General features: G+C 67.6%; 21 protein-coding genes. 13 read left to right on the plus strand and 8 right to left on the minus strand.

Annotated features, from left to right (window positions below; translation table 11 throughout):
• Positions 1–7: 7 nt before the first annotated feature.
• The 6 genes from AC5Y4S_RS16955 to AC5Y4S_RS16980 are packed head-to-tail and all read right to left on the minus strand — an operon-like array spanning position 8 to position 7,041.
• The gene (locus AC5Y4S_RS16955; protein ID WP_500033836.1) at positions 8–1,177 is read right to left on the minus strand and encodes a sulfotransferase family protein; all 1,170 of its coding nucleotides are present in this window, start codon (positions 1,175–1,177) and stop codon (positions 8–10) included.
• On the minus strand, positions 1,174–2,301 hold the full coding sequence (locus tag AC5Y4S_RS16960; protein WP_500033837.1) for an LLM class flavin-dependent oxidoreductase: 1,128 nt from the start codon (positions 2,299–2,301) through the stop codon (positions 1,174–1,176). Before AC5Y4S_RS16960 ends, AC5Y4S_RS16955 begins: the two co-directional genes overlap by 4 nt.
• Positions 2,298–3,080, minus strand: a complete 783-nt coding sequence (locus AC5Y4S_RS16965) for an SDR family NAD(P)-dependent oxidoreductase (protein WP_500033838.1) — start codon at positions 3,078–3,080, stop codon at positions 2,298–2,300. Before AC5Y4S_RS16965 ends, AC5Y4S_RS16960 begins: the two co-directional genes overlap by 4 nt.
• A complete protein-coding gene (locus AC5Y4S_RS16970; RefSeq protein ID WP_500034042.1) occupies positions 3,073–4,680 on the minus strand; it encodes an AMP-binding protein in 1,608 nt (535 codons plus the stop codon). The genes AC5Y4S_RS16965 and AC5Y4S_RS16970 overlap by 8 nt, the downstream gene beginning before the upstream one ends.
• Before the next feature lies 1 nt (position 4,681).
• Complete coding sequence (locus tag AC5Y4S_RS16975) at positions 4,682–5,431, minus strand: GntR family transcriptional regulator (RefSeq protein ID WP_500033839.1); 750 nt, start codon at positions 5,429–5,431, stop codon at positions 4,682–4,684.
• Complete coding sequence (locus tag AC5Y4S_RS16980) at positions 5,431–7,041, minus strand: Vgb family protein (protein WP_500033840.1); 1,611 nt, start codon at positions 7,039–7,041, stop codon at positions 5,431–5,433. Before AC5Y4S_RS16980 ends, AC5Y4S_RS16975 begins: the two co-directional genes overlap by 1 nt.
• 186 nt (positions 7,042–7,227) lie before the next feature.
• Here AC5Y4S_RS16980 and AC5Y4S_RS16985 point away from each other — a divergent pair, with 186 nt between their 5' ends.
• From AC5Y4S_RS16985 to AC5Y4S_RS17035, 11 genes are read left to right on the plus strand one after another with little or no spacing between them, the layout of a single operon-like run.
• On the plus strand, positions 7,228–8,088 hold the full coding sequence (locus AC5Y4S_RS16985) for an SDR family NAD(P)-dependent oxidoreductase (RefSeq protein WP_500033841.1): 861 nt from the start codon (positions 7,228–7,230) through the stop codon (positions 8,086–8,088).
• Positions 8,089–8,129: 41 nt separating this feature from the next.
• Positions 8,130–9,452, plus strand: coding sequence for an aromatic ring-hydroxylating oxygenase subunit alpha (locus AC5Y4S_RS16990; protein WP_500034043.1), 1,323 nt, complete (start codon positions 8,130–8,132; stop codon positions 9,450–9,452).
• Entirely contained in the window at positions 9,449–11,305 is a 1,857-nt protein-coding gene (locus AC5Y4S_RS16995) for a flavin-containing monooxygenase (RefSeq protein ID WP_500034044.1), read from the plus strand. The genes AC5Y4S_RS16990 and AC5Y4S_RS16995 overlap by 4 nt, the downstream gene beginning before the upstream one ends.
• The gene (locus AC5Y4S_RS17000; RefSeq protein ID WP_500033842.1) at positions 11,306–12,241 is read left to right on the plus strand and encodes an SDR family NAD(P)-dependent oxidoreductase; all 936 of its coding nucleotides are present in this window, start codon (positions 11,306–11,308) and stop codon (positions 12,239–12,241) included.
• Positions 12,242–12,260: 19 nt separating this feature from the next.
• On the plus strand, positions 12,261–13,454 hold the full coding sequence (locus AC5Y4S_RS17005) for a CaiB/BaiF CoA transferase family protein (protein ID WP_500034045.1): 1,194 nt from the start codon (positions 12,261–12,263) through the stop codon (positions 13,452–13,454).
• Between the two features lie 2 nt (positions 13,455–13,456).
• Positions 13,457–15,163, plus strand: coding sequence for a thiamine pyrophosphate-binding protein (locus tag AC5Y4S_RS17010; RefSeq protein WP_500033843.1), 1,707 nt, complete (start codon positions 13,457–13,459; stop codon positions 15,161–15,163).
• 16 nt (positions 15,164–15,179) lie between these two features.
• Complete coding sequence (locus AC5Y4S_RS17015) at positions 15,180–16,610, plus strand: aldehyde dehydrogenase family protein (RefSeq protein ID WP_500033844.1); 1,431 nt, start codon at positions 15,180–15,182, stop codon at positions 16,608–16,610.
• Positions 16,611–16,617: 7 nt separating this feature from the next.
• Positions 16,618–17,601 (plus strand): acrylyl-CoA reductase (NADPH), encoded by a 984-nt coding sequence (gene acuI, locus AC5Y4S_RS17020; RefSeq protein ID WP_500033845.1) that lies wholly within the window; start codon positions 16,618–16,620, stop codon positions 17,599–17,601.
• Between the two features lie 11 nt (positions 17,602–17,612).
• Complete coding sequence (locus tag AC5Y4S_RS17025; RefSeq protein WP_500033846.1) at positions 17,613–18,812, plus strand: FAS1-like dehydratase domain-containing protein; 1,200 nt, start codon at positions 17,613–17,615, stop codon at positions 18,810–18,812.
• A 2-nt stretch (positions 18,813–18,814) separates the two neighbouring features.
• Entirely contained in the window at positions 18,815–20,494 is a 1,680-nt protein-coding gene (locus tag AC5Y4S_RS17030; protein WP_500033847.1) for a class I adenylate-forming enzyme family protein, read from the plus strand.
• Between the two features lie 14 nt (positions 20,495–20,508).
• Positions 20,509–21,651 carry an NDMA-dependent alcohol dehydrogenase gene (locus tag AC5Y4S_RS17035; RefSeq protein WP_500034046.1) on the plus strand — a complete coding sequence of 381 codons (1,143 nt, stop codon included), beginning with the start codon at positions 20,509–20,511 and terminating at the stop codon, positions 21,649–21,651.
• Between the two features lie 12 nt (positions 21,652–21,663).
• Here AC5Y4S_RS17035 and AC5Y4S_RS17040 read toward each other — a convergent pair whose 3' ends face one another.
• Both AC5Y4S_RS17040 and AC5Y4S_RS17045 read right to left on the minus strand, forming a co-directional pair.
• On the minus strand, positions 21,664–22,125 hold the full coding sequence (locus AC5Y4S_RS17040; protein ID WP_500033848.1) for an SRPBCC family protein: 462 nt from the start codon (positions 22,123–22,125) through the stop codon (positions 21,664–21,666).
• Positions 22,122–22,979, minus strand: a complete 858-nt coding sequence (locus AC5Y4S_RS17045; protein ID WP_500033849.1) for a rhomboid family intramembrane serine protease — start codon at positions 22,977–22,979, stop codon at positions 22,122–22,124. Before AC5Y4S_RS17045 ends, AC5Y4S_RS17040 begins: the two co-directional genes overlap by 4 nt.
• A gap of 67 nt (positions 22,980–23,046) precedes the next feature.
• Here AC5Y4S_RS17045 and AC5Y4S_RS17050 point away from each other — a divergent pair, with 67 nt between their 5' ends.
• Together AC5Y4S_RS17050 and AC5Y4S_RS17055 are read left to right on the plus strand one after the other, a co-directional pair.
• Positions 23,047–23,421 (plus strand): nuclear transport factor 2 family protein, encoded by a 375-nt coding sequence (locus AC5Y4S_RS17050; protein ID WP_500033850.1) that lies wholly within the window; start codon positions 23,047–23,049, stop codon positions 23,419–23,421.
• A 42-nt stretch (positions 23,422–23,463) separates the two neighbouring features.
• Entirely contained in the window at positions 23,464–23,688 is a 225-nt protein-coding gene (locus tag AC5Y4S_RS17055; RefSeq protein WP_068130514.1) for a hypothetical protein, read from the plus strand.
• Positions 23,689–23,713: the final 25 nt, after the last annotated feature.

Here is a 23,713-nt window from a genome sequence, read left to right on the forward strand (position 1 = left end):
GGGAGGCTCAATCCCGCTTTTCGATGCTGACCCCGAACCGCTCCCGGAAGGGCGCGAACTCGGCGTGCAGGTCGTCGAGGTCTTCGCCGATGTCGGTCAGCAACCGGGTGGAGTAACGGAACTTCCCGTAGCGATCACCGCGGTTGTAGGCCAGGTAATCGCGCATCGACGCCTCGGCCTCGCCGGTGAGGGCCCGCCCGCAGTAGGCGTAGTAGCGCCGGACGGTCGCCACCGGGTCGGCGATGAAGTCGGCGTAGGGGATGTGCAGGATTCGCGGGTCATCGACCAGCGGGTTCGTCATGGTGTTGGCGATGCTGGCCCGGGTCATCTCGAGGTGCTTCTTGGCCTCGACCGCGAGATCGATCGGGCCGACGATGCCGTCGAGGATGTCGGCCATCATCATGGTACGCGACGCCGCTACCTGGACGGGGTCGCGATGCAGCCACAGCAGGTTCGCGTCGGGATAGGTATCGAAGAGCTCCTTGAGCCGAAAGCCGTGAAACCCCTTCAGCACCCAGTACTTCCGGGGCCGGTTGTATTGAAACTGCTGCAGCATCGCCTTGTGCAGGCGGTACTGCGCGGCCGGGTCCGTCGGCAGGCCACCGACGAGGGTCTGCATCGGCACCCGCCACCACGCCGTCGGGGTCATCACCCGGAAGTCGAAGGCCCAGGTGCGCTCGTCTTCGGGCAGACCGTCGCCCAGCATGTCGTTGTAGGGGTGGCTGAGCAGCCACTTGGGCATCTTCGCGTTGATCTCGCGCCAGTCGGCGTCGGCCCGGGCGCGGCGGGGGTCGTCGGGGCGGGTGGTGCCGGGCGGGGGCGACGGGTACATCACCTCCCAGAACCGCAGCGCGCGTGCGTGCGGGTCCACCGCCATCAGGGCGTGCACGAGCGTGGTTCCCGAGCGCGGCTCCCCCGTGACGAACATCGGGTGATCGATCACCTCGGCACCGATCGGATAGCGGTTGCGGTCCTCGATGAGTTCCAGTCGCGACGTCAGCAGCCAATGGCAGACCCCTTCGGCCTGTTCAATGCCGTTGGCGTCCATGCCGATACCGTTCAAGTGGTCGACGGCCAGGCGGAACCGCTGTGGCAGTGTCGGATCGCCATAGTCGTCCCGCCCCGCATCGGCCTGCGCGCGGGCAAGCATCGCGTCCGCGTCGAGTCCCGCCGTCACGGTTGCCCGCCACACAAGGTCAACAATTCGTCCTCCGTCTTGCGCACGTTGGCCGCCGACGCGGCGCTGAACTCCAGTCCGGCCATCGCGCCGTAATCCAGGATCTTGGGAACCCGAAGCCCGGCATCCACATACGACTTGATGATTCGGGCGACCTGCCGGGGCGTGCCGTGCGGCACGACCGCCCGGATCGCTTCGGGCTTGACGCGGCCGAGGAAGTCGAGGATCCGTTCCCGCGTCAGCGTCGTCGGGTCGATGTCATGAAAGCCGCCCCAGTCGTCGCCCATCGGATGGTCAAAGCCGAAGCGGCGCAGCACTTCTGCCGAGACCTGCAGCAGGAACGCGGCCACCAGCGGGGCGCGCAGGATCCTTTCGATCGCGTCGTCGTCCTCGCCGATCAGGCACACCTGCACGTAGCACGGCGTGATCGCCATCGGGTCGCGGCCGGCCCGTTCGGCCGATTGCCTTACCGCGCCGAGCATTTCGGCGTAGTGCTCGGGGGTCCACGCACCGGCCGGCCACCAGCCGTCGGCGTAGCGCCCGACGATGTCGAGCATTCGTGGCCCGCTGGCGCCGATCCAGATCGGCGGGAAGCGCCCGTCGTACGGCTCGGTCTCCAGGCGGGCGCGATGCAGCCGGTAGAACCGCCCCTCGAAGTCCACCGGACCGTCGCTGTCCCACAGCAGCCGGATGACCTGCAACGCCTCCTCGAAGCGGCCGACGGGCCGGGCGAAGTCGAATCCGTAGGGCAGGATGTTTTCGCTCTCACCGCTGCCCAGGCCCAGGATGAATCGCCCCCGGGAGAGATGGTCGATGGTCAGCGCGCTTTGGGCCAGCATCGCGGGGTGGCGGCGCACCGTGTCCACGACGCTGGTGGCCAGCGGCACCCGTTCGGTCAGCACGGCCGCCGCCGCGGCGACCGCCATGCCGTCGAGGTGGCGATGCGGCGACGGCGACGACGTTGCCAGGTCGGTGAACTCGGGCGTCCACAGCGCGTCGGGCCAAAAGCTCACCATGTGATCCGGCAGCCAGATCGAGTGGTACCGACCGGTATCCAGCTCCGCCAGGCCCGACAGGTTCAGCGGAAGGGTGGTGCGCACGAACGCGGCGGGCGAAACCTTCACCTGGCGACCCACTCCGAGTTCAGGGCGAAGTCCGACATGTACCTGGTCGAGCTCCAGCCGCCGTCGACGACGATCGTCTGCCCGTTGATGAAACTCCCACCGGGCGAGCACAGGAACGCGACGGTGCTGGCGATGTCGTCGACGGTGCCCAGCCGCTGATGGGGCGTCAGCTCGGTGTTGATCTTGCGGAATCGCTCGTCCTGCAAGCGCTTCTCGACCATGGGTGTCACCGTGACGCCGGGCGCGACGGCGTTGCAGCGGATGCCGGCGGGTCCGTACTGGCAGGCGATGTGGGTGGTCAGGGCGGTCAGGCCGCCCTTGGCGGCGGAGTAGGCGCCGCCCCGCAGCCCGCCGACGACCGCGAAGGTCGACGTGATGTTGATGATCGCCGACCCGGGCCCCATGTGCGGCAGCACCTCGCGCGCCAGTCGAAACGGCGCCCGCAGCATCAAACCCAGGAAGTAGTCCAGTGTTTCGTCGTCGGTTTCGTGTACCGGTTTGGGGTTGCCGACCCCGGCGTTGTTGATCAGGAAGTCGACGTGGCCCCAACGGTCGACGGCGGCCTCGACGATGCGCCTCGGCGCGTCGTCCTGGGTCAGGTCGACGGCCAGGGTCGCGACCCGAGCCGGGTCGGCGATGGAGGCCTGCAGCTCGGCCAGTCGGTCCTCGTCGCGGCCGGTGCCGAGGACCGCCATTCCCATCTCGGCGAGTCTCTTTGCGCATCCCAAACCGATGCCGCTGGTTGCGCCCGTGACGATAGCGACCTGCATCTCACCCATCCTGTGTTAACGCGGCCCTGATCTGGTGTTTGAGGATCTTGCCCGCGTCGTTCTTGGGCAGCGCATCCCAAATGACCACCTGCTCAGGCGCCTTGAACTTCGCGACACCCTTGCTTTGCAGCAGGGCGAGCAGGTCGGCGACGCCCGGCTCTGACTCGCCCCGCTCCGCCGCGGGCACGATCACCGCGCACGCCCGTTCCCCGGTGCGCTCGTCGGGCAGCCCGACGACCGCGATTTCGGCGATGCCGGGGTGCTCGGCGAGCAGGTCCTCGACTTCCTTGGCCGAGATGTTCTCGCCGTTGCGGATGATGACGTCCTTGGCCCGCCCGGTCACGAGGAGGTATTCTCCATCGACCCAGCGACCGAGGTCCCCCGTGTGGAAAAACCCTGCGGCATCGAATGACTCGGCATCGTCGTGCGAATGCCGGTACCCGATCAGCATCTGCGGGCCGCGGACGCAGATCTCGCCGTCACCGTCGGATGCCCAGTCGTGGGCGGCGAGCTTGATCTCGGCGATGCCGGGCCGTCCGTCGGTGTCGGCGGCTCGGTCGGCTTCGTCCGGCCGGGGCGCGCCGACGGTCGCGACGGGCACCTCGGTGCAGCCGTACACCCGGGTGACGACCGCTCGGTCGAAATAGTCCGCCGCGCGCCGGATCAGCGCCGGCGACACCGAGGCGCCGCCGCAGATGAACACCTTCAGGTCGGGCAGGCGGCTGCCGGCGCGTTCGGCGGCGGACAACAGCTGCTGCAGAAACGGTGTGGCGCCGGCCATGTGGGTGCAGCGTTCACGGTTCATCAGCGCTATGGCCGCCGCCGGATCCCACCGGTCCATCAGCACCGCGGTCGTGCCCAGCAGCAGCGGACATTCGAACGCGTAGATCGACCCGCCGATGTGGGCGATGGGCGACGGGACCAGGAACGTATCGCCCGGTTCGACGTTCCACTGGTCACCGATCTGACTGATCAGCGCGTGTATCGAATTATGGCTGTGCAGCACGCCTTTCGGGCGCCCGGTGGTGCCCGACGTGTACAGGACCATGCGTGCGGCGTCGGGATCCAACGGCGGCAACCGCGCGGGATCCGGCGGGCCCTCCAGCAGCGCCGGATACGGCGTATGCGCACCGGATTCGCCACGCAGCACCACCACCTCGGGGGCGCGGCCCAGCGCGGCCGTGACGCGTCCGAGCATCGAGGCGTAGTCGTGACCGCCGAACCGGTGCGGGATGAAGATCATCGCGGATTCGACGTCTTCGAGGATGAAGCGCAAATCGTGGTCCCGCAACGACGGCAGGATCGGGTTCACCACCATCCCGGCCAGCGTCGCGGCCAGGTAGACGACGGCCGCCTCGTGCCAGTTCGGCAGCATGAACGACACCACGCTGCCGGTCGGCATGCGCGCCAACAGGGCGTTGGCCAACCGGGTCGCCTCGGTGTACAGCGCGCCGCAATCCAGCCGAGTCTCCGCGTCCACCAACGCCGTTCGCCGTGGCGAGGTCTCCGCGGCCGCGCGCAGTGAGTCCGCCAGCGTGGTGGTGACCCACAGTCCGCGCCGGTACGCCTCCGCCGCGAGTGTCGCGTCTTGATGCGCCCGGGCTGTCACGTCAGTCGGCCTGGTCATTCACGCGGCGCATGGTCATCGCGTAGCGAAAGCTCGACGACAGGTGGGTGTTGACCGTTACCTGGGCGACCTCGCCGTCGGACGTCCTATAGGTGCGCCGCATCTCCAGCGCCGCCGTGCCCGCCGCGACTCCGAGTCCGTCGGCCAGCTCGGGGGGCAGCAGCACCGCGGCGATTTCCTGGCGCAGCTCGGCGATGCTCACCCCGAACAGGTCCTCGATCAGCGGAAAGATCGGGCCGGTGTGGCGTCGCAGCAGCCTGCCCACCGCGGCGAAATCACGATTGATGTAGTACTCCGTTCGGCACAGGGGCACCGAGGCGCCCTCGGCTCGCCGGTAGCCGCGCACGGACAGCCACTGCGTGCCGGCCGGCAGGCCGGTCCGGGCGGCGAGTTCGTCGTCGATCTCCACCATCTCGTTGGTATCGATGGTCAGCTGCGCGCCGGACGCGAACGCGAGCAGGTCGTCGATCGACATCGTGTCCTGCGCATAGGAACTGGTCGCCGGCCGGGGGACCACCCGGGTGCCCGCGCGGGGGCGCGACGCGACCAGGTTGTCCTCGCGGAGCCGGCGCAGCGCTTCGCGCACGGTGTAGCGGCTGACCGCGAATCGCTCGCACAATTGGTGCTCGGTCGGCAGCTGCGAACCCACCGGGTACACGCCGTCGACGATCTCTTTGCGCAGCGTTCGCGCGATCTGCAGATAACGGTGCTCGCTCGAAACCGCTTGGGACATCAGCGGCCGCCCGGCGATCGGCGCACCGCCAGCACGCTGCCGTCCCCGTCGGCCGAGACGTAGAGCGTCCCGTCGGCCGCGGCGGCGATGCCGGCGAAGGGGCCCTGCGGGCCGGAGAACGGCGGCATGCCTTTCAGCGGCTTGGGCACCACCCCCGCCGGGGGTCCGACCGGTAATCCCGACGCGATGGTCCGCCGATCCTTGGTGCTCATGTCGAACGCGACCAACTCCTTGGCGCCGGCGTCGACGATGTAGAGCACGTCGTCGTGCAGGCAAATGCCCTGCGGGCGTTGCAGATCCGCGACGACGGTGTCGATGGTCGAGCCGTTCAGTCGGATCACCCGTCCGGCGCCGGCCTCCGCGACCAGGCACGCCCCGTCGGCGCCCATCGCGACGCCGACCGGCTCGCGCAGGCCGGTGGCCAGCGCGTCGACGCCACCCGCGCGGACCGACAGCACCCGCCCGGTGCCCAACTCGGCGACGACGGGCCCGCCCGGCCCGACCGCGACGCCGTAGAGCTGGTCGAAACCGTCTGCCAGCACCTCGGTTTCGTTCGCCGTGGGCCGGTAACGGCCGACCTGGCCGCCCGAGGTGGTGACGGCGAACTCGCCCGGTCCGCTGGACGCGACGCCCCGCAGGAAGCCGGGATAGCCGGGGCTGAACAACATCCCGACTGTCCGCAACGACCCGTCGGGCAGGGCGACATAGAAGTACGTGCCGTCGGCGACGTAGAGCCGGCCGTCGTGGCCAACGGTCAGATCCAGCGGCCAGTTCAGCCCGCCGGGCAGCACCGTTCGCGTCGAACCGTCCGGCGATATCTCGGTGATCTCGCCCGTGAAATTGGACGCCAGCACCCGATCGCCGACCAGAGTGCAGTTGTCCAGCCCCGGACTCAGCTGGGCCAGCAGCCGTTGCTGGCCGCTGCGCGGGTCGATGCGCAGCACCTGGCCGCTGGCCACCTGGGTCGAGACGATGTAGCCCTGGGGGTCGAACTTGACCGAGTCGGGCACACCGAGATCGCCCGCGACGCATTGTGGTTCGCCGCCGTCGGGATGCACGCGCCAGATCTCGTTGGCGCCCATCACCGGGAAGTACAGCCTTCCGTCCGGGCCGACCTCCATCGCGTTGGGTGAGGGCACGCCGTCCAGCAGCACCCGCGGCGGCCCGCCGTTCAGGTCCAGCTCCAGCAGCCGCCCACCCTCGCGGCATTCGCCGATGAACAACCGGTCGCCGTGAAAGGTGATCCCGTTGGCCGACGGGACGTCGTCGCGCAGCACCCGGGTCCGGCCGGCGGTGTCGCGCACGCTGACCCTCCCGTCCATCACCTCGGTCGCGTACAGGTTGCCGCGCGCGTCGAACGCGACGTCGTCGGGGGCGACGATCTCGCCGCCCTTGGCGCTGATGACACCCAGTTCCCCGGTGCGTGGATCCAGCGCGCTGATCTGGCTGCCGGTCACCTGCGCGATGTACACGCGCCCGTCCGGGCCGGTGCGCAGGCCGTTGGCGCCGAACAAGCGGCTGGGAGCGGTGACCCGGTCGAGTCGCCAGCCGTCCGCGACGCCGATCGACGGCGGTACCGCATACCGGGATGGCTGCGTCGCGATGGCCATATCCTGCCGAGGTCCTTCCGTCAGCCGTGTGAGCTGGACGCTATCAACTTGTTCTAGTCCAGACAATAGCTTCCAAAGGTGGGCCGGCTTGGCCTTGACAGCCAACTCTGTCGATGGGAATAGTGTTCTCCAAAGGACAGAACGCTGTATCTTGTCCGGACAAAGCGACGCAGCGGATTGCAGGTCATGGACGATCTTCTCGGGCCCCTCCCAGGGCTGGACGGGCGCGTCGTCGTGGTTTCCGGCGCCGGCGGCGGCGGCATCGGCACCACCGTCACGGCCATGACCGCCCGCGCCGGGGCAACGGTGATCGCGGTGAGCCGGTCGAAGGAAAACCTGGACGAGCACGTCGCCCCGCTGGCGCAACAGGGTCTGGCGGTGGTTCCCGTCGCGGCCGACGCGTCGACGGACGAGGGCATCGCCACGGTGATCGATCAGGCGCGGCGCGCCGACGGCAGCCTCTACGGTCTCGTTAACGTCGCCGGCGGCGCCGAGCCGTCGACGTGGATGCCGTCGACGCGGGTGGCGCGCGGCGACTGGCGCAAGATCTTCACCGACAACCTCGAAACGGCGTTCTTCATGAGCCAGGCGGTGGCGGCCGAACTCGTCGCGCAGCAGCGGCCCGGGTCGATCGTGTCGATCTCGTCGATCAGCGGCATGAACACCGCGCCGTTCCACATCGCCTACGGGACCGCCAAGGCCGCGATCGCGGCGATGACCCGGACGATGGCGCTCGAGCTGGCGATGTCCGGGATCCGGGTGAACGCCGTGGCGCCCGGCGTCACCGAGACCGCGGCCTCGCGCACCTACGTCGACGAGGACCCGGACCGGGATCGGCAGGCGATCGCGATGGGCCGGCGCGGCCGGCCGGAGGAGCAGGCCGGCGCCATCCTGTTCCTGCTCTCGGACCTGTCGAGCTACATCACCGGCCAGACGCTGCTCGTCGACGGTGGCCTCGACCTCAAGTGGAGCCACCTGGGCGCCGACAACACCTCGCTGTTCCTCAAGGACGAATCCTTCCGCGCGGCCATTAGGAGGATGTCGTGACTGACACGGAAGTCCAAGCGACCGAAGAACTTTCGAAACCCATGACGATCGGGGTCGAGGCCTACATCAGCGCGGACTACGCCCGCGCCGAGCGCGACAAGCTGTGGCGCAAGGTGTGGCAGCAGGTCGGCCGTGTCGAAGAGCTGCCCGAGGTGGGCAGCTACCTGACCTACGACATCCTCGACGACTCGATCATCGTGGTGCGCACCGGCAGCAACGAATTCCGCGCCCACCACAACGTGTGCATGCACCGCGGCCGAAGGCTGATCGACACACCGCAGGGCGCGAAGAACGCCTGCGGCCGCGCCCGCAAGTCGTTCGTGTGCGGATTCCACGGCTGGACCTACGGTTTGGACGGGGCATGCACGCACATCCGCGAGCAACAGGACTGGCAGGAGGCGCTCACCCCGGAGAACACCCACCTTCGGCCGGTCAGGGTCGACACGTGGGGCGGCTGGTTGTGGATCAACATGGACCCTGACTGCGAGCCGCTGGCCGACTACCTGTTCCCAGCCGCCAAGATCCTCGACCCGTTCGGCTTGGAGAATTTGCGCTACAAATGGCGCAAATGGCTTTACTTCGACTGCAATTGGAAGGTGGCGCTGGAGGCCTTCAACGAGACCTACCACGTCTGCACGACCCATCCGGAGTTCAACAAGTTCGGCGAATTCAAGGGGTGGGCCAAGGCGCAGGGCAAGCACAGCAACATCGGCTACGACGCCCCGGACGACCTCGCCGCGACCAAGTCCAAGATCCGCCTCGGCACCGGCGCCGATCCCCGCGTGTCGACCGCGGAGATGCAGATCTACACGATGGAGGAAACCAACACCTCCACCACCGACACGCTGGTGAACGCCGCCAAACGACTCGTCGACGAGCTGCCCGAGGGCACCCCGGCGGACAAGGTCCTCGAGCACTGGCTGGCATCGGCGCGCCGCGACGACGAGGCCCGCGGCGTGATCTGGCCGACGATCCCGCCCGACATCCTCGGGCAGGCCGGCACGGCGTGGCAGATCTTCCCGAACTTCCAGATCGGTCAGGGCCTGACGGTTGCGCTGTGCTACGGCGCCCGGCCGGACCCCGGCTACAACCCCGACAAGTGCATCTTCGAGGTGTCGGTGTTCGAACTGTTTCCGAAAGGCGAAGAGCCGCAAACGGAGTGGGAATACACGCCCGTCGGTGACCCGCGGTGGCGCTCGGTGTTGCCGCAGGACTTCTCCAACATGGCCGCCGTGCAGCAGGGCATGAAATCGCTGGGCTTTCCAGGCACCAAGCCCAATCCCTACCGGGAGCGCAGCACCGTCAACCTGCACTACCAACTGTCGAAGTACATGGGCACCGGTGCGCCGAAAGAGATTCAATGACGAGTTTCGACACCTGCGGGCCGACCGACACCCCGCAAGACATCGACATCGACGCGCTCCGCGAGAAGTATCTGCACGAGCGCGACAAGCGGTTGCGCCCCGAAGGATCTAAGCAATATCTGGAACTCAAGGGCGATTTCGCCGAGTTCTCGGAGGTCGATCCGCACACGCCGGTGACTCCGCGCACGCCGATCGCCGAAGATATCGAGGTAGCGGTTCTCGGAGGGGGCATCGCCGGGCTGCTGGCGGGCGCCTACCTGAAGAAGTCCGGCGTCGACGATGTTCACGTCATCGAGATGGGCGGCGACTTCGGCGGCGTCTGGTATTGGAACCGTTTCCCCGGCATCCAGTGTGACAACGACGCGTACTGCTACATCCCGATGCTCGAAGAACTCGACTTCATGCCGAGCAAGAAGTTCGCCGACGGTGCGGAGATCTACGAACACTGTCGCCGCATCGCCAAGCACTTCGGACTGTACGACGGGGCGATCTTCTCTACCCAGGTGCGCACGCTGCGCTGGGATGACGAGATCAAACGCTGGCGGCTGCGGACGAATCGTGGCGACGACATCCGCCCCCGATTCGTGGTGATGACACAGGGCTCCTACAACCGGCCCAAGTTGCCCGGGATCCCCGGCCTCAAGGACTACTTGGACGCCGGAGGCCACGCCTTCCACTCGGCGCGCTGGGACTACGACTACACCGGCGGCGACGCCAACGGCGGACTGCACAAGCTTGCCGACAAGCGGGTCGCCCTCGTCGGCACCGGGGCGACGGGTGTTCAGTTGGTTCCCCACCTGGGTCGGGACGCCCAGCATTTGTACGTATTCCAACGGACACCCTCATCGGTGGACGAGCGCGGAAACGAGCCCACGAATCCGCAATGGGTGGAATCGCTGCAGCCCGGATGGCAGGCGGAGCGGAAGCGCAATTTCCATCGCTGGTCGCCGTTCGAGGGCGTGGTGTTCGATGCGGCCGATCTGGTGTGCGACTTCTGGACCGAGCTGGGACGCAACATGACTGCGCGCATCGCCGCCAGTGACGACCCCGCGTCGCTGGGAATCGAACAGATCATGGCGATCCGCGAGGAAGAGGACTACAAGATCATGGAGCGGCTGCGCCGCCGGATCGCCGACATCGTCGATGACCCCGATACCGCCGAAGCGCTCAAGCCCTACTACCGGTTCCTGTGCAAGCGACCGTGCTCGAGCGACGAGTACCTGCCGACCTTCAACAATCCCAACGTCACGTTGATCGACGTGTCGGAGTCCAAGGGCGTGGAACGGCTCACGGAGAACGGCATCGTCGCCAACGGCGTTGAGTACGAGGTCGATTGCGTGATCTTTGCCAGCGGCTTCGAGATCTCCACCGAGATCAGCCGCCGCTACGCGATGGATGCGATCGAAGGCCGCGACGGGGCGTCGCTCTTCGATCACTGGCGCGACGGCTACAAGACCTTGCACGGCATGACCACTCGCGGCTTCCCGAACCAGTTCCACACCGGCTTCCTCCAGGGGGGCGTTTCGGCCAACACCACGGCGATGTTCGAGCAGCAGGCCGAACACATCGCCTACATCATTTCCGAAGCCATCAGGCGCGGCGTGACTACCGTCGAACCGAGTCAGGAGGGTCAGGACAACTGGGTCGCCACGATCCGGGAACTTGCGATCGACAACTCCGCGTTCGAAATGACCTGCACGCCCGGCTATTACAACAATGAGGGCGGCGGAGGCGGCGAGGGCATCCGCTCGTTTCTCGGGGACCCCTATTCGCCCGGCTTCTACGCGTTCGACGACCTGCTCAAACAATGGCGTGCCAAAGGCGACCTCGACGGTCTGGTGCTCGGAACATAGATGGCCGATTTGAGATTTGACGGCAGGGTGGCGGTTGTCACCGGGGGTGGCCGCGGGCTGGGCCGCTCCTACGCCGTGCTGCTGGCGTCGCGCGGCGCGAAGGTCGTCGTCAACGACCCCGGGGGCGGACTCTCCGGGGATGGCACCGACGCCGGTCCGGCCGACGACGTGGTGCGTGAAATCGTCGCCGCCGGAGGGCAAGCCGTCGCGAGCACCGATTCGGTGGCCACCGCGGAAGGCGGCAAGGCGATCATCGACGCGGCGCTGGAACGCTACGGTCGCCTCGACATCCTGATCCACAACGCCGGCAACGTCCGTCGCGGCTCGCTGAAGGAGATGAGTTACGAGGATTTCGACGCAGTACTCGACGTGCACCTACGGGGCGCGTTCCACGTTGTGCGGCCGGCGTTCCCGGTGATGTGCGAGGCCGGCTACGGGCGCATCGTGCTGACGTCCTCGATCGGCGGCCTATACGGAAACCACGGCGTGGCCAACTACGCGGCCGCGAAGGCCGGCGTGCTCGGGCTGTCGAACGTCGCCGCGCTCGAAGGCGCCGCCGAGGGCGTGAGGTGCAACGTGATCGTCCCGGCCGCGGTGACCAGGATGGCCGACGGCATCGACACCTCGGCCTACCCGCCGATGGGCCCGGAGCTCGTCGCGCCCGTGGTGGCCTGGCTCGCCCACGAAACCTGTTCGGTGACCGGGGAGATGTTCATCGCGCTGGCGGGTAGGGTCGCGCGGGCGGTGATCGCCGAGAGTCCCGGCGTCCACCGGCCGGCGTGGACGGTCGAGGACGTCGGCGCGCACCTCGACGCGATCCGAAACGTCGAGGCGCCGCTGATCTTTCCGGTGGTGCCCGACGGTCACGGCCAGCACATCCGGTACAGCTTCGACCTCGCGCGCCGTTCCAGCGATCGAGGCGTGCTGCATGGCTAGCCGGGCGGGCGCGGGACCGCTGGCCGGCGTTCGGGTGATCGACCTCACCGCGATGGTGATGGGACCGTACTGCACCCAGATCATGGCCGACATGGGCGCCGACGTGATCAAAGTCGAACCGCCCCAGGGCGATAACACCCGCTACATCTCGGTCGGTCCGGCGCCGGGCATGAGCGGGGTGTTCGTCAACGTGAACCGCGGCAAGCGCAGCATCGTGCTGGACCTGCGCACCGACGAGGGGACGCGAGCGCTGCGCAGCCTCGTCGAGACCGCGGACGTGTTCATCCACTCGATGCGCGCCAAGGCGATCGCCAAGCTCGGCTTCGCCTACGACGACGTCGCCGCGATCAACCCGGCGATTGTCTACACCAACTGCTACGGGTACGGGCGGCGCGGACCCGAACGGGACCGGCCCGCCTACGACGACACCATCCAGGCCGAATGCGGCCTGCCCGCGGTGCAACAGCAGCTCACCGGCGAGGCCGACTACGTCGGCACCATCATGGCCGACAAGGTCGCCGGGCTGACCGCGCTGTACGCGACGACCATGGCGCTGTTCCACCGCGAGCGCACCGGCGAGGGGCAGGAGGTCGAGGTCGCCATGTTCGAAACCATGGCCTCGTTCATGCTCGTCGAACACGCGAACGGCGCCCTGTTCGACCCGCCCCTTGGCCCGGCCGTCTATCCGCGCACGGTGGCGCCCAACCGCCGTCCCTACCGCACCAGCGACGGCTACATCGCCGCGCTCATTTACAACGACAAGCACTGGAACGCATTCGTCGACGCCGTGCGCCCACCGTGGGCCAGCGAGCTGTATTCGACGTTGGAAGAGCGCGCGCGCCACATCGACACCGTGTACGGGCTGGTGGCCGAGACGATGAAACAGCGCTCGACCGGGGAGTGGCTCACGCTGTTCGGCGAGCTCGAGATACCGGCCGCGCCGCTGAACACGCCGAGCGCGTTGTTCGACGATCCACACCTCAACGCCGTCGGCATGTTCCAGACCGTCGACACCCCGCACGGGCCGGTGCGGTTTCCCGGCGTGCCCACCTGGTTCTCCCGGACACCGGGTCGCGTCGCCGGGCCGGCGCCCGAACTCGGCGCCGACACCGCCGAAGTGCTCGCCGAAATCGGCACGAGCAGCCACAGAATCGCACGAAACAGCTTGCCGGAGGGCGATTTTGCGTCTGCTCGCGAGGGAACGGAGTTTTAAACATGGCTGTGCCCGTCTATAAGCGCATCCTCGACCTGTTCGAGGTCGAGGGCGTGAACACGCTGTTCGGCATCCCGGATCCGAACTTCGTGCACATTTTCACCGAGGCCGACGCCCGCGGATGGTCCGTGGTCGCACCGCATCACGAGCTGAGCGCGGGCTTCATGGCCGAGGCGGCGTCACGGATGACGGGCAAGCCCGGCCTGTGCATCGGCACGCTCGGACCCGGCATGGCCAACATCGCCGGCGCGATCCAGTGCGCGAAGGTCGAGAACTCGCCGGTGATCTTCATCGGCGGCCAGCGCGCCCGCATCACCGAGCGCCGGGTCCGGCGCGGCCGCATCCAGTTCGTCCGGCAGGAACCGCTGTTCGCGCCCTCGGTCAAGTACAGCGCCTCGATCGAGTACGCCGACCAGACCGACGAGATCATTCACGAGGCGATCCGCCGGGCCATGTCGGGAACACCCGGGCCCGCCTACATCGAGTACCCGTCGCACGTCATCCTCGAAGAGCTCGACGTGCCGGATCCGCTGCCACCCAACAGGTATCGGCTCGTCAACCAGACCGCGGGTGAGCGCGAGATCGCCGAAGCGGCGAAGCTGATCCGGGCGGCCGAGAGCCCGATCCTGCTGGTCGGGCACGGGGTCCACACCTCGCGCACCGGTGCGGCGGTCCGGGAGCTGGCCGAGCTGATGGCCTGCCCGGTGATCCAGACCTCGGGCGGCACGTCGTTCATCGACGGTCTACAGGACCGCACCTTCGCCTACGGGTTCTCGCCGGCGGCCGTCGAGGCGGTGGTGAAGTCGGATCTGTGCGTCGCGCTCGGCACGGAGCTCGGCGAACCGAGTCATTACGGCCGAACCCGCCACTGGGCCCCGAACGACGCGAAACGCAAATGGATTCTGGTCGAACAGGATCCGGTGGCCATCGGCGTCAACCGGCCCATCGACATCCCCCTGGTCGGCGACCTTCGCGGTGTGGTGCCCCAGCTGGTGAACGCGCTCCGCGACAAGCCGAGAGAAGCGTCAATCGACCTCGACCGCTGGATCTCCGAGGACGCGGCGGAGCTGGCGCAGCTTGCGGAGAACGCGCCTACCGGCCGCACCCCAATACACCCGGCGCGGTTCGTCGTGGAGGCCACCCGAGCGTTCCCGAAGGACGGCATCCTGGTCCGCGACGGCGGCGCGACCGTCATCTTTCAGTGGACCTACTCGCAGGCCAAGCCGCGCGATGTCATCTGGAACCAGAACTTCGGGCATCTGGGCACCGGTCTGCCGTACGCGATCGGGGCGTCGGTCGCGGAGGGCGGCAAGCGCCCGGTGATGCTGCTGACCAGCGATTCGGCGTTCCTGTTCCACATCGCCGAGTTGGAAACCGCTGCGCGGCAACAGCTTCCGCTGGTGTGCGTGGTGGGCGTCGACCACCAATGGGGCCTCGAGGTTGGCGTCTACAAGCGCACCTTTCCCCAGCCGTCACCCCAGCCCGGCGTGCACTGGAGCAAAGACGTCCGTCTGGACAAGGTCGCCGAGGGCTTCGGCTGCCACGGCGAGTACGTCGAAAAGGAGGACGAGATCGGCCCGGCGATCGAGCGGGCCTACGCTAGCGGCAAGGCGGCCGTGGTCCACGTCTGCATCGATCCGAAGGCCAATTCCGAGGAGATGCCCAAGTACGACGAATTCCGCACCTGGTACGCAGAAGGCACCCAGTAGGTAGTAAGGAGTAGTCATGCGCGAGTACTTGAAGTTCTACATCGACGGCCGCTGGGTCGACCCGGTGCGGCCCAACACCTTCGACGTCGAGAACCCGGCCACCGAACAGGTCGCGGGAAAGATCTCGCTCGGCTCGGCCGCCGACGTCGACGTGGCGGTCAACGCCGCCCGGCGCGCCTTCGACGGCTGGTCGCAAAGCACCCGGGAGCAGCGCCTCGAACTGCTGGAGGCGATCCTCGCCGAATACGGCAAACGGGCGGGCGATCTGGCCGACGCCGTCACCGAGGAAATGGGCGCGCCGCCGTCGCTGGCCGCCGGCCCGCAGGTGCAGCTCGGGCTAGGTCACCTGGTGACGGCGATCGACGTGCTGAAAAACTTCCAGTTCTCCGAACAGCACGGGGCAACGCTGATCGCCAAGGAGCCGATCGGCGTGTGCGGGCTGATCACGCCGTGGAACTGGCCGCTCAACCAGATCGCGGTCAAGGTCTACCCGGCGTTGGCGACCGGGTGCACGATGATCCTGAAGCCGTCCGAGGTGGCGCCCTTCTCCGCCTACATCTTCACCGAGATCCTCGATGCGGCGGGCGTCCCCGCCGGGGTCTACAACCTGGTCAACGGCGACGGCCCCGGCGTCGGCGTCGCGCTGGCCAGCCACCCCGACATCGACATGGTGTCGTTCACCGGGTCCACGCGCGCCGGTGTCGAGGTGGCCAGGAACGCCGCGACGACGGTGAAGCGGGTGACCCAGGAACTCGGCGGCAAGAGCCCCAACATCGTCCTCGACGACGCGGGCTTCGCCGACAGCGTCCGCGCCGGCGTGGCCAACATGATGCCGAATACCGGGCAGAGCTGTAACGCCCCGTCGCGCATGCTGGTCCCGAATTCGCGGATGGCCGAGGCCATCGACATCGCACGCGAGGTCGCCGAGCAGGTGAAAGTCGGAAATCCCGAGGACAAGAGGGCGATCGGACCGGTGGCCTCACAGGCGCAATTCGAAAAGGTCCAGGGCCTGATCCAGAAGGGCATCGACGAGGGCGCGACCATCGTGGCCGGCGGCCCGGGCCGGCCGGACGGGCTGGACAACGGTTACTACGTCAGGCCGACCGTCTTCGCCAACGTCACCAACGACATGACGATCGCGCGCGAGGAGATCTTCGGCCCGGTGCTGTGCATCCTCGGCTACGACGACCTCGACCAGGCCGTGCAGATCGCCAACGACACCGACTACGGCCTGGCCGGCTATGTCTCCGGGGCCGACCTCGACAAGGCCCGGAAGGTGGCCCGCAAGATCCGCGCCGGCTGGGTGACGATCAACCACGCCTTCGACATGAACTCGGCGTTCGGCGGCTACAAGCACAGCGGCAACGGTCGCGAGTGGAGTGAGTTCGGGTTCCACGAGTATCTGGAGGTCAAGAGCACCCTGGGCTACGCGCCCCAGAAGGGATGAAGCACGGATGTTTTCAGCAGTCTTAATCGACAAGGGTGACGCGGGACAGACCGTCGGGGTCACCGAGCTGGACGAGGCCCAGCTGCCCGACGGTGACGTCAGCGTCGACGTCGAGTACTCCACGCTGAACTACAAGGACGGCCTGGCCATCACGGGCAAATCGCCCGTCGTGCGCAAGTTTCCGATGGTGCCCGGCATCGACCTCGCCGGCGTGGTGACCGAGAGCAGCCACGCCGACTGGAGCAAGGGCGACCGCGTGGTGCTCAACGGCTGGGGCGTCGGCGAGACCCATTGGGGCGGGCTGGCTCAGCGAGCCCGCCTCAACGGTGACTGGCTGGTGCCCCTGCCCGCCGCCTTCACCACCCGCCAGGCGATGGCGATCGGCACCGCCGGCTACACCGCCAGCCTTTGCGTCGAAGCACTCCTGCAACACGAGGTCTCCCCCGATCAGGGCGAGGTCCTGGTGACCGGCGCGACCGGCGGCGTGGGCACCGTCGCGATCGCGCTGTTGACCGCGGCCGGGTTCAAAGTGGCCGCAGCGACAGGCAAGTCGTCAGAAGAGCAGTTCCTCCAGCAACTCGGGGCCGTGACGGTGCTGGACCGCGCCGAGTTGAGCGAGGCGGGCAAGCCGCTGCAGAAGGAGCGTTGGGCCGGCGTCGTCGACACCGTCGGCAGCCACACCCTGGCCAACGCCTGCGCGCAGACCCGGTACGGCGGCGCGGTCACCGCGTGCGGCCTGGCCGGCGGCATGGACTTCCCGGCGACCGTCGCGCCGTTCATCCTGCGCGGTGTCTCGCTGCTCGGCATCGACAGCGTGATGGCGCCCAAGCAGCGGCGGCTGACCGCCTGGGAACGCCTGGCACGCGACCTGGATGCCGGCGCGCTCGATGCGATCGCCCGGGAGATCGGGCTGGGCGAAGCCATCGCCTCGGCCGGCGAACTCATGGATGGCAAGGTCCGCGGCCGGATCGTCGTCGACGTCAACCGCTGACGGGAGCGCCGGTGACAAAGAAGACGACCAAGCCCGCGGGCGGCGCCCAGCTCGACCTGTCCGACGTCGATCACCGGGTCGGCAAGCCGATCGGCGGCGGTCAGTTGTGGGATCCATGCAGCTCCTCGGACATTCGGCGCTGGGTGATGGCGATGGACTACCCCAATCCGCTGCACTGGGACGAGCAATTCGCGCGCGGGTCGAAGTTTGGTGGCATCGTCGCGCCGCAGTCCATCGCGGTAGCGCTGGACTACGGGCACGGCGCGGCGCCGGCATGTGTCGGCCACATCCCGAACAGCCACCTGATCTTCGGCGGCGAGGAGTGGTGGTTCTACGGCTGTCCGGTTCGGCCCGGGGACAAGTTGTTCCAGGAGCGCCGGTTCCACGACTACAAGGTGACCGAGACGAAATTCGCCGGGCCCACGATGTTTTCGCGCGGCGACACCGTCCACAAGAACCAGCACGGCGCCCTGGTGGCGCGCGAGCGTTCCACCGCGATCCGCTATCTGTACGAGGAAGCCACCAAGCGTGGCATGTTCGAAAACCAGCTCGGCGAGATCAAGCGCTGGACGCAAACCGAACTCGAGGCCGTCGAGAGGCTGCGGCGCGAGTGGCTCGAGTCCAACCGACTGGGTGTTTCGCCCCGCTTCGACGAGGTCAAGGTCGGCGACACGCTGCCGCGTCGGGTGATCGGCCCGCACAGCATCGCCAGCTTCACCACCGAATACCGGGCATTCCTGTTCAACATCTGGGGCACCTTCGAGTGGGTGGCGCCAGCGGGCATCGAGGATCCCTGGGTCTATCAGGATCCCGGCTGGGGCAAGGACTTTGCCTTCGACGAAGAAGACGCGAAGATCGATCCGCGCAAGCGCGACGGGCTTTACGTCGGTCCGTCGCGTGGACACATCGACGCCGAGCGAGCCAGTGAGGTCGGCATGGCGCGCGCCTACGGCTACGGCGCAACCATGGGCGCGTGGTGCACCGACTATCTCGCGTACTGGGCCGGCCACGACGGCTTGGTACGTCACTCCAAGGCCGACTTCCGCACGCCCGCCTTCGAGGGTGACGTCACGTATTTCGATGCCGAGATCGTCGACAAGCAAACGGAGTCGGCCTGGGGTGTGCCGCTGGTCCAGGTGAAGCTGCGACTGACCAACCAGAACGGGGAAATGCTGGTCGGCTGCACGGCCGAGCTGGAACTCCCGCTGTAGCCATGGCCGACGAGACGGATCCGCAAGCGGCACAGGTTCTTTCGATCGTTTCCGGGCCACCGCTGTCGGATGAGCCCGGTCTCGGGTCGCTCACGCTGCCGGGCTTCCTGCACGACGTGACGCGGACGTACGGCCCGCGCGAAGCGTTGGTGTGGCGCACCGCCGACAGCGTCACCCGGTGGACGTACGCCGAACTCTGGGACCGTGCGATCGAGGTGGCGCGCGCGTTGCGCGCGTCCGGCGTGGGCAAGGGCACCCGCGTCGGGGTGTTGATGACAAACCGGCCGGAATGGCTTGCCGCAGTGTTCGGCACCTCCTTGGCCGGGGGCATCGCCGTCCCGCTGAGCACGTTCTCGACGCCGCCCGAACTGGACTACCTGATCCGGGCCTCCGCCATCGCGGTGCTGTTGTTCGAACGCAGGGTGCTGACGAAGGACTTCGCGGCCGTGCTGGCCGAGCTGGACCCGGCGACGTACCCGTACTTGCGCAAACTCGCGCTCGTCGGTGACCCGGCGCCGGGCATCGAATCGTGGCCCGAATTCCTGTCGTCCGGGCACCACGAGCCGCGCGAGCTGGTCGAGGCGACAGCCGCGGCGGTGTATCCCAGCGATGCCGCCGTGCTGTTCTTCTCGTCCGGCTCGACCAGCAAGCCGAAGGGCATCCTCGGCGCGCACCGCGGGGTGTGCATACAGCTGTGGCGGTTCCGGCGCATGTACGGGTTCAGCCCGGACGACCACATCCGCGGCTGGACCGCCAACGGCTTCTTCTGGTCCGGCAATTTCACGATGGTGCTCGGATCCACGCTGGCCAGTGGCGGGGCGCTGGTCCTGCAATCGACGTTTGACGCGGCCGAGGCGCTCGAGCTCATGCAGGCCGAGCGGGTGAACTTCCCGTTCGCGTGGCCCCACCAGTGGGCCCAGTTGGAGGGCGCGCCCAACTGGAGCACGGTGGACCTGAGCAGCGTGCGGTTCGCGGATTTCAAGACCCCCATTGCCCACCATCCGACGGTGTCGGGCGAGTGGCACGAGCCGGGCCACGCCTACGGCAACACCGAAACATTCACGATCACAACGGGTTATCCCGCCAACACCCCACCCGAGGTCCACGCGGACAGCTTCGGGGTGGCGCTGCCCGGTGTGACGTTGAAGATCGCCGATCCGCTTACCGGCGGCCCCGTTGCGCGCGGCCAGGCGGGCGAGATCTGCGTCAAGGGGCCGACACTCATGCTGGGCTATGTCGGCACGCCGCTCGACGAGACGCTCGATTCCGAGGGCTTCTTCCCGACCGGCGACGGCGGCTACCTCGACGACGAGGGGCGGCTCTACTGGCAGGGCCGGCTGACCGACATCATCAAGACCGGCGGCGCCAACGTCTCCCCCCGCGAGGTCGACGAGGCCCTCATGGCGCAGCCGGGCGTCAAGGTTGCCCAGACCGTCGGCGTTCCGCACCACACGCTCGGGGAGGTCGTTGTCTCCTGCGTGGTGCCGCATGACGGCGTAACCATCGACACCACAGAGCTTTTGGCGTGCCTGCGGCAACGGCTGGCGAGTTACAAGGTGCCGCGCCACGTGCTGTTCTTCCGCGAGGACGAAGTGGCGGTGACGGGTAACGCCAAGATCAAGGCCGGTGAGCTTCGGGAACTGGCCGTCAAGCGGCTGGCCGAAGATGGAGGTGTGCCATGAAGTGTCGTGCCGCCGTGTTGCGCGGCGTCGGCGAGGACTGGGAGGTCCGCGAGATCACTCTCGATCCGCCACGCGGCGGCGAGGTCCTGGTGCGGATGGCCGTGGCCGGAATCTGCCATTCCGATGACCATGTGTTTACCGGCGACGTGGTGCCGACCCCGGAGGTGCTGGCCGCGAGCGGTCAGCCCGCGCCGGACTGGTTCCCGCTGCTGGGTGGCCACGAGGGCGCCGGCGTCGTCGCGGAAGTCGGGCCGGGCGTGACGACGGTGCGGCCCGGGAACCACGTGGCGCTCTCGTTCATCCCCGCGTGCGGCAGCTGCCGGTTCTGCGTCAACGGTCAAAGCTACATTTGCGATATCGGCGCGAGCCTGTTCGTGCGGGAGATGCCCACCGACGGAACGTGCCGCCGGCACCTCGGCGACGAAAACCTGTTGGCCTATGGACAACTGGGGACTTTCGCGGAATACGCGGTGCTGTCCGAGAGGTCCGTCATCAAGATCGACGACGCGATACCCTTTCACGCCGCCTCACTGGTCTCCTGCGGTGTCAGCACCGGCTGGGGGTCCGCGACAATCTCGGCGGGGACCGAACCGGGCGACACCGTCGTCGTCATCGGCGCCGGCGGCGTCGGGATGAACGCCCTGCAGGGCGCGCGCGCCGTCGGCGCAAAATATGTCGTCGCGGTGGATCCCGTTGAGTCCAAGCGGGATTCGGCCAAGATCTTCGGCGCCACGCACACCGCCGCCTCCGCGCAGGACGCGATACCTTTGGTCAGAGAGATCACCGCCGGCCTGATGGCCGACCGCGTCGTCGTCTGCCCCGGCGTGGTGCACGTGGACCTGATCCCGTTGGCGATGACGCTGCTTCGCAAGGGCGGGGTCTGCGTGCTCACCGGCATCACCCCGTACACCGAGCCCCCGACGCCGTTGGTCCTGCAGGAGATGACGCTGTCGGCAAAACAACTCCGGGGAGCCCTCTACGGCGGGATGAACCCGCGCACCAGCGTGCCGCTGCTGCTGTCGTTGTACCAGGCGGGCGCGTTGAAACTGGACGAGCTGGTCACCCGCCACTATGGGCTCGACCAGATCAACGAGGCGTTCGCGGACCTGCGCGAAGGGCGCAACATTCGCGGGATCATCGATTTCGCCGGCGCCTGAAACGCCGCCCGTTCAACCGGATTCGAAGTGGCGCCGGATGCCGGCCAGCATCTCGGTATGCGCCTTGACGGCCTCCCGCGTCGTCATCGCGGCGAGCGGTCGGGGCGCGGCGATCCGGATCCGCTCGGTGACGCGGGTTCCGCCGTCGATCGGCGCGAAGCTGACCATTCCGCGCAGGCGCACCCCCGGCGACTGATCGGCCTCGGTCGTCACCTCGCCGTCCGTGCGGACGTGCAGGCGCGCGCGATAGGTGATCCGCATGGTGAACGGCCCCAACGGAATCCGGTCCACCACCCGGTAGCTCTGCAGGTAGCCTTCCGGCGTTTCGGCGCGCGACGTCGACTGCACCGACACGATCAGCGGATGCACGAGTTTGATGTTGTCCAGATCCACGTAGAAATCGCGGACGTCGTCGGGCGGTGCGGGGACATCTTCGGACAGCTCGGTTTCGGCGTGCGCCGTCCACCAGCTCACAGGTACAGCTCCGCCGCGAGAACGCCCGTGCGCCACCAGATCAACGCCGCGAACAGAACCGATACCAGGACGGTCACCGAGGCCTGGATCAGGTTGCGGCGTTCCCTCGGCGCGTAAACGTAAGCCGCGGCGACCAATCCGCCGGTCACCAGCCCGCCCACGTGGCCCTGCCAGCTGATCCGTTCGGAACTCACGGCCGGAGCCACGAACGTGTAAAGCAAATTGATCACGATGACCGCGACGACCCAGCGCATGTCGAGGTTGAGCCGCTTCGCCACCACGAACGTGGCCCCGAAAAGGCCGAACACCGCTCCCGACGCGCCTGCCGTCGCCGTGTTCAGCGTGATCAGGTAAACCAGCACCGACCCGCCCAGCAGGCTCAGTGCGTACAGCGCGCCGAACCGCAACCGGCCGAGCAGCATCTCGAGGGGCGGGCCCACGACGTACAACGCCCACATGTTCAGCAGCAGATGCGCAGCGCCGTAGTGCACGAACGCCGAGGTCACCAAGCGGTACAGCTGGCCGTCGGCGACGGCGGGTGGCCACAGCACGAGCTGACTTTGCAAGCCCCGCACCGACATCTGCAGCCCGAACACCAGCACGTTGATCGCGATCAGCGCGTAGGTGATCACCGGCGTGCCCGTCCGTTCCCGCCCGCCGAATTGCGTGCGGGGCTGACGAATGCTTCGGGCACCCGCCTGTACGCATTCCACGCATTGGTGACCGACCGCGGCCGCGCGCATGCAGTCCGGGCAGATGTAGCGCTCGCAGCGGTTGCAGCGCAGATAGGTCTGGCGACCGGGATGCCGGTAGCACGTCGGCGCTTCGGCCTCCGGTGGCCCAGGTGCAGTCATCGCACTATTCTCACCGTTTCCCAGGTTGCCGCGGTGCCTTACTGTGTTTTCCGTGAGGTCACCGAATGTGACTGAGGTCGGTTTCGGCGTCGTGGAGCGCTACCTGGAATGCCTCGCCGCCCACGATTGGGACGGCCTCGCCACCACCATCGCCGACGACGGACTGACCCGGGAGGGCCCGTTCTGCGATGTCGTCGAGGGCAAGCAGCACTACGTCGCCTACCTGCGCAAGGTGTGTACGACCCTCAAGGGTCACCGGCTGGAGGTGCAGCGGGTCTCGCACGTGAACGATCGCCTTTCCTACGTCGAGTTGACCGAGGCGTTCGAGATCGACGGCGTCAGCGCGACGTGGCCCGAATGCATTCTTTTCGAGCGGAGCGACGACGGGCTGATCTCTCGCGTCAGCGTGTTCTTCAAGCAACGCTCGCCCGACACCGGGTAGCGGTCTATTCCCTCACCCGCGTAATTGACCTACCGTGTTGGGATGGAGGAAGCAGGAACCCCGGAGTCGGTGCCGGTCGAGAAATTGCACTCGGGCGACCCGATCACCGATTGTGGTCAGCGGTACATAGTTCTCGAGTCGAAATCTCTCGGCGATAGTTGTGTGGTTCTCGAGCTGGAGTCCCGGGTGAACCATCAGTTGCAGGTCATCGAGAAGTCCTTCCCGGCCGGGTACCAGGTCGGCAGGGCGAATCACCGGATCTTGTAGACCTTTATCCAAGCCGAATGCGCGA

Source organism: Mycobacterium sp. NGS64 (assembly GCF_059812245.1).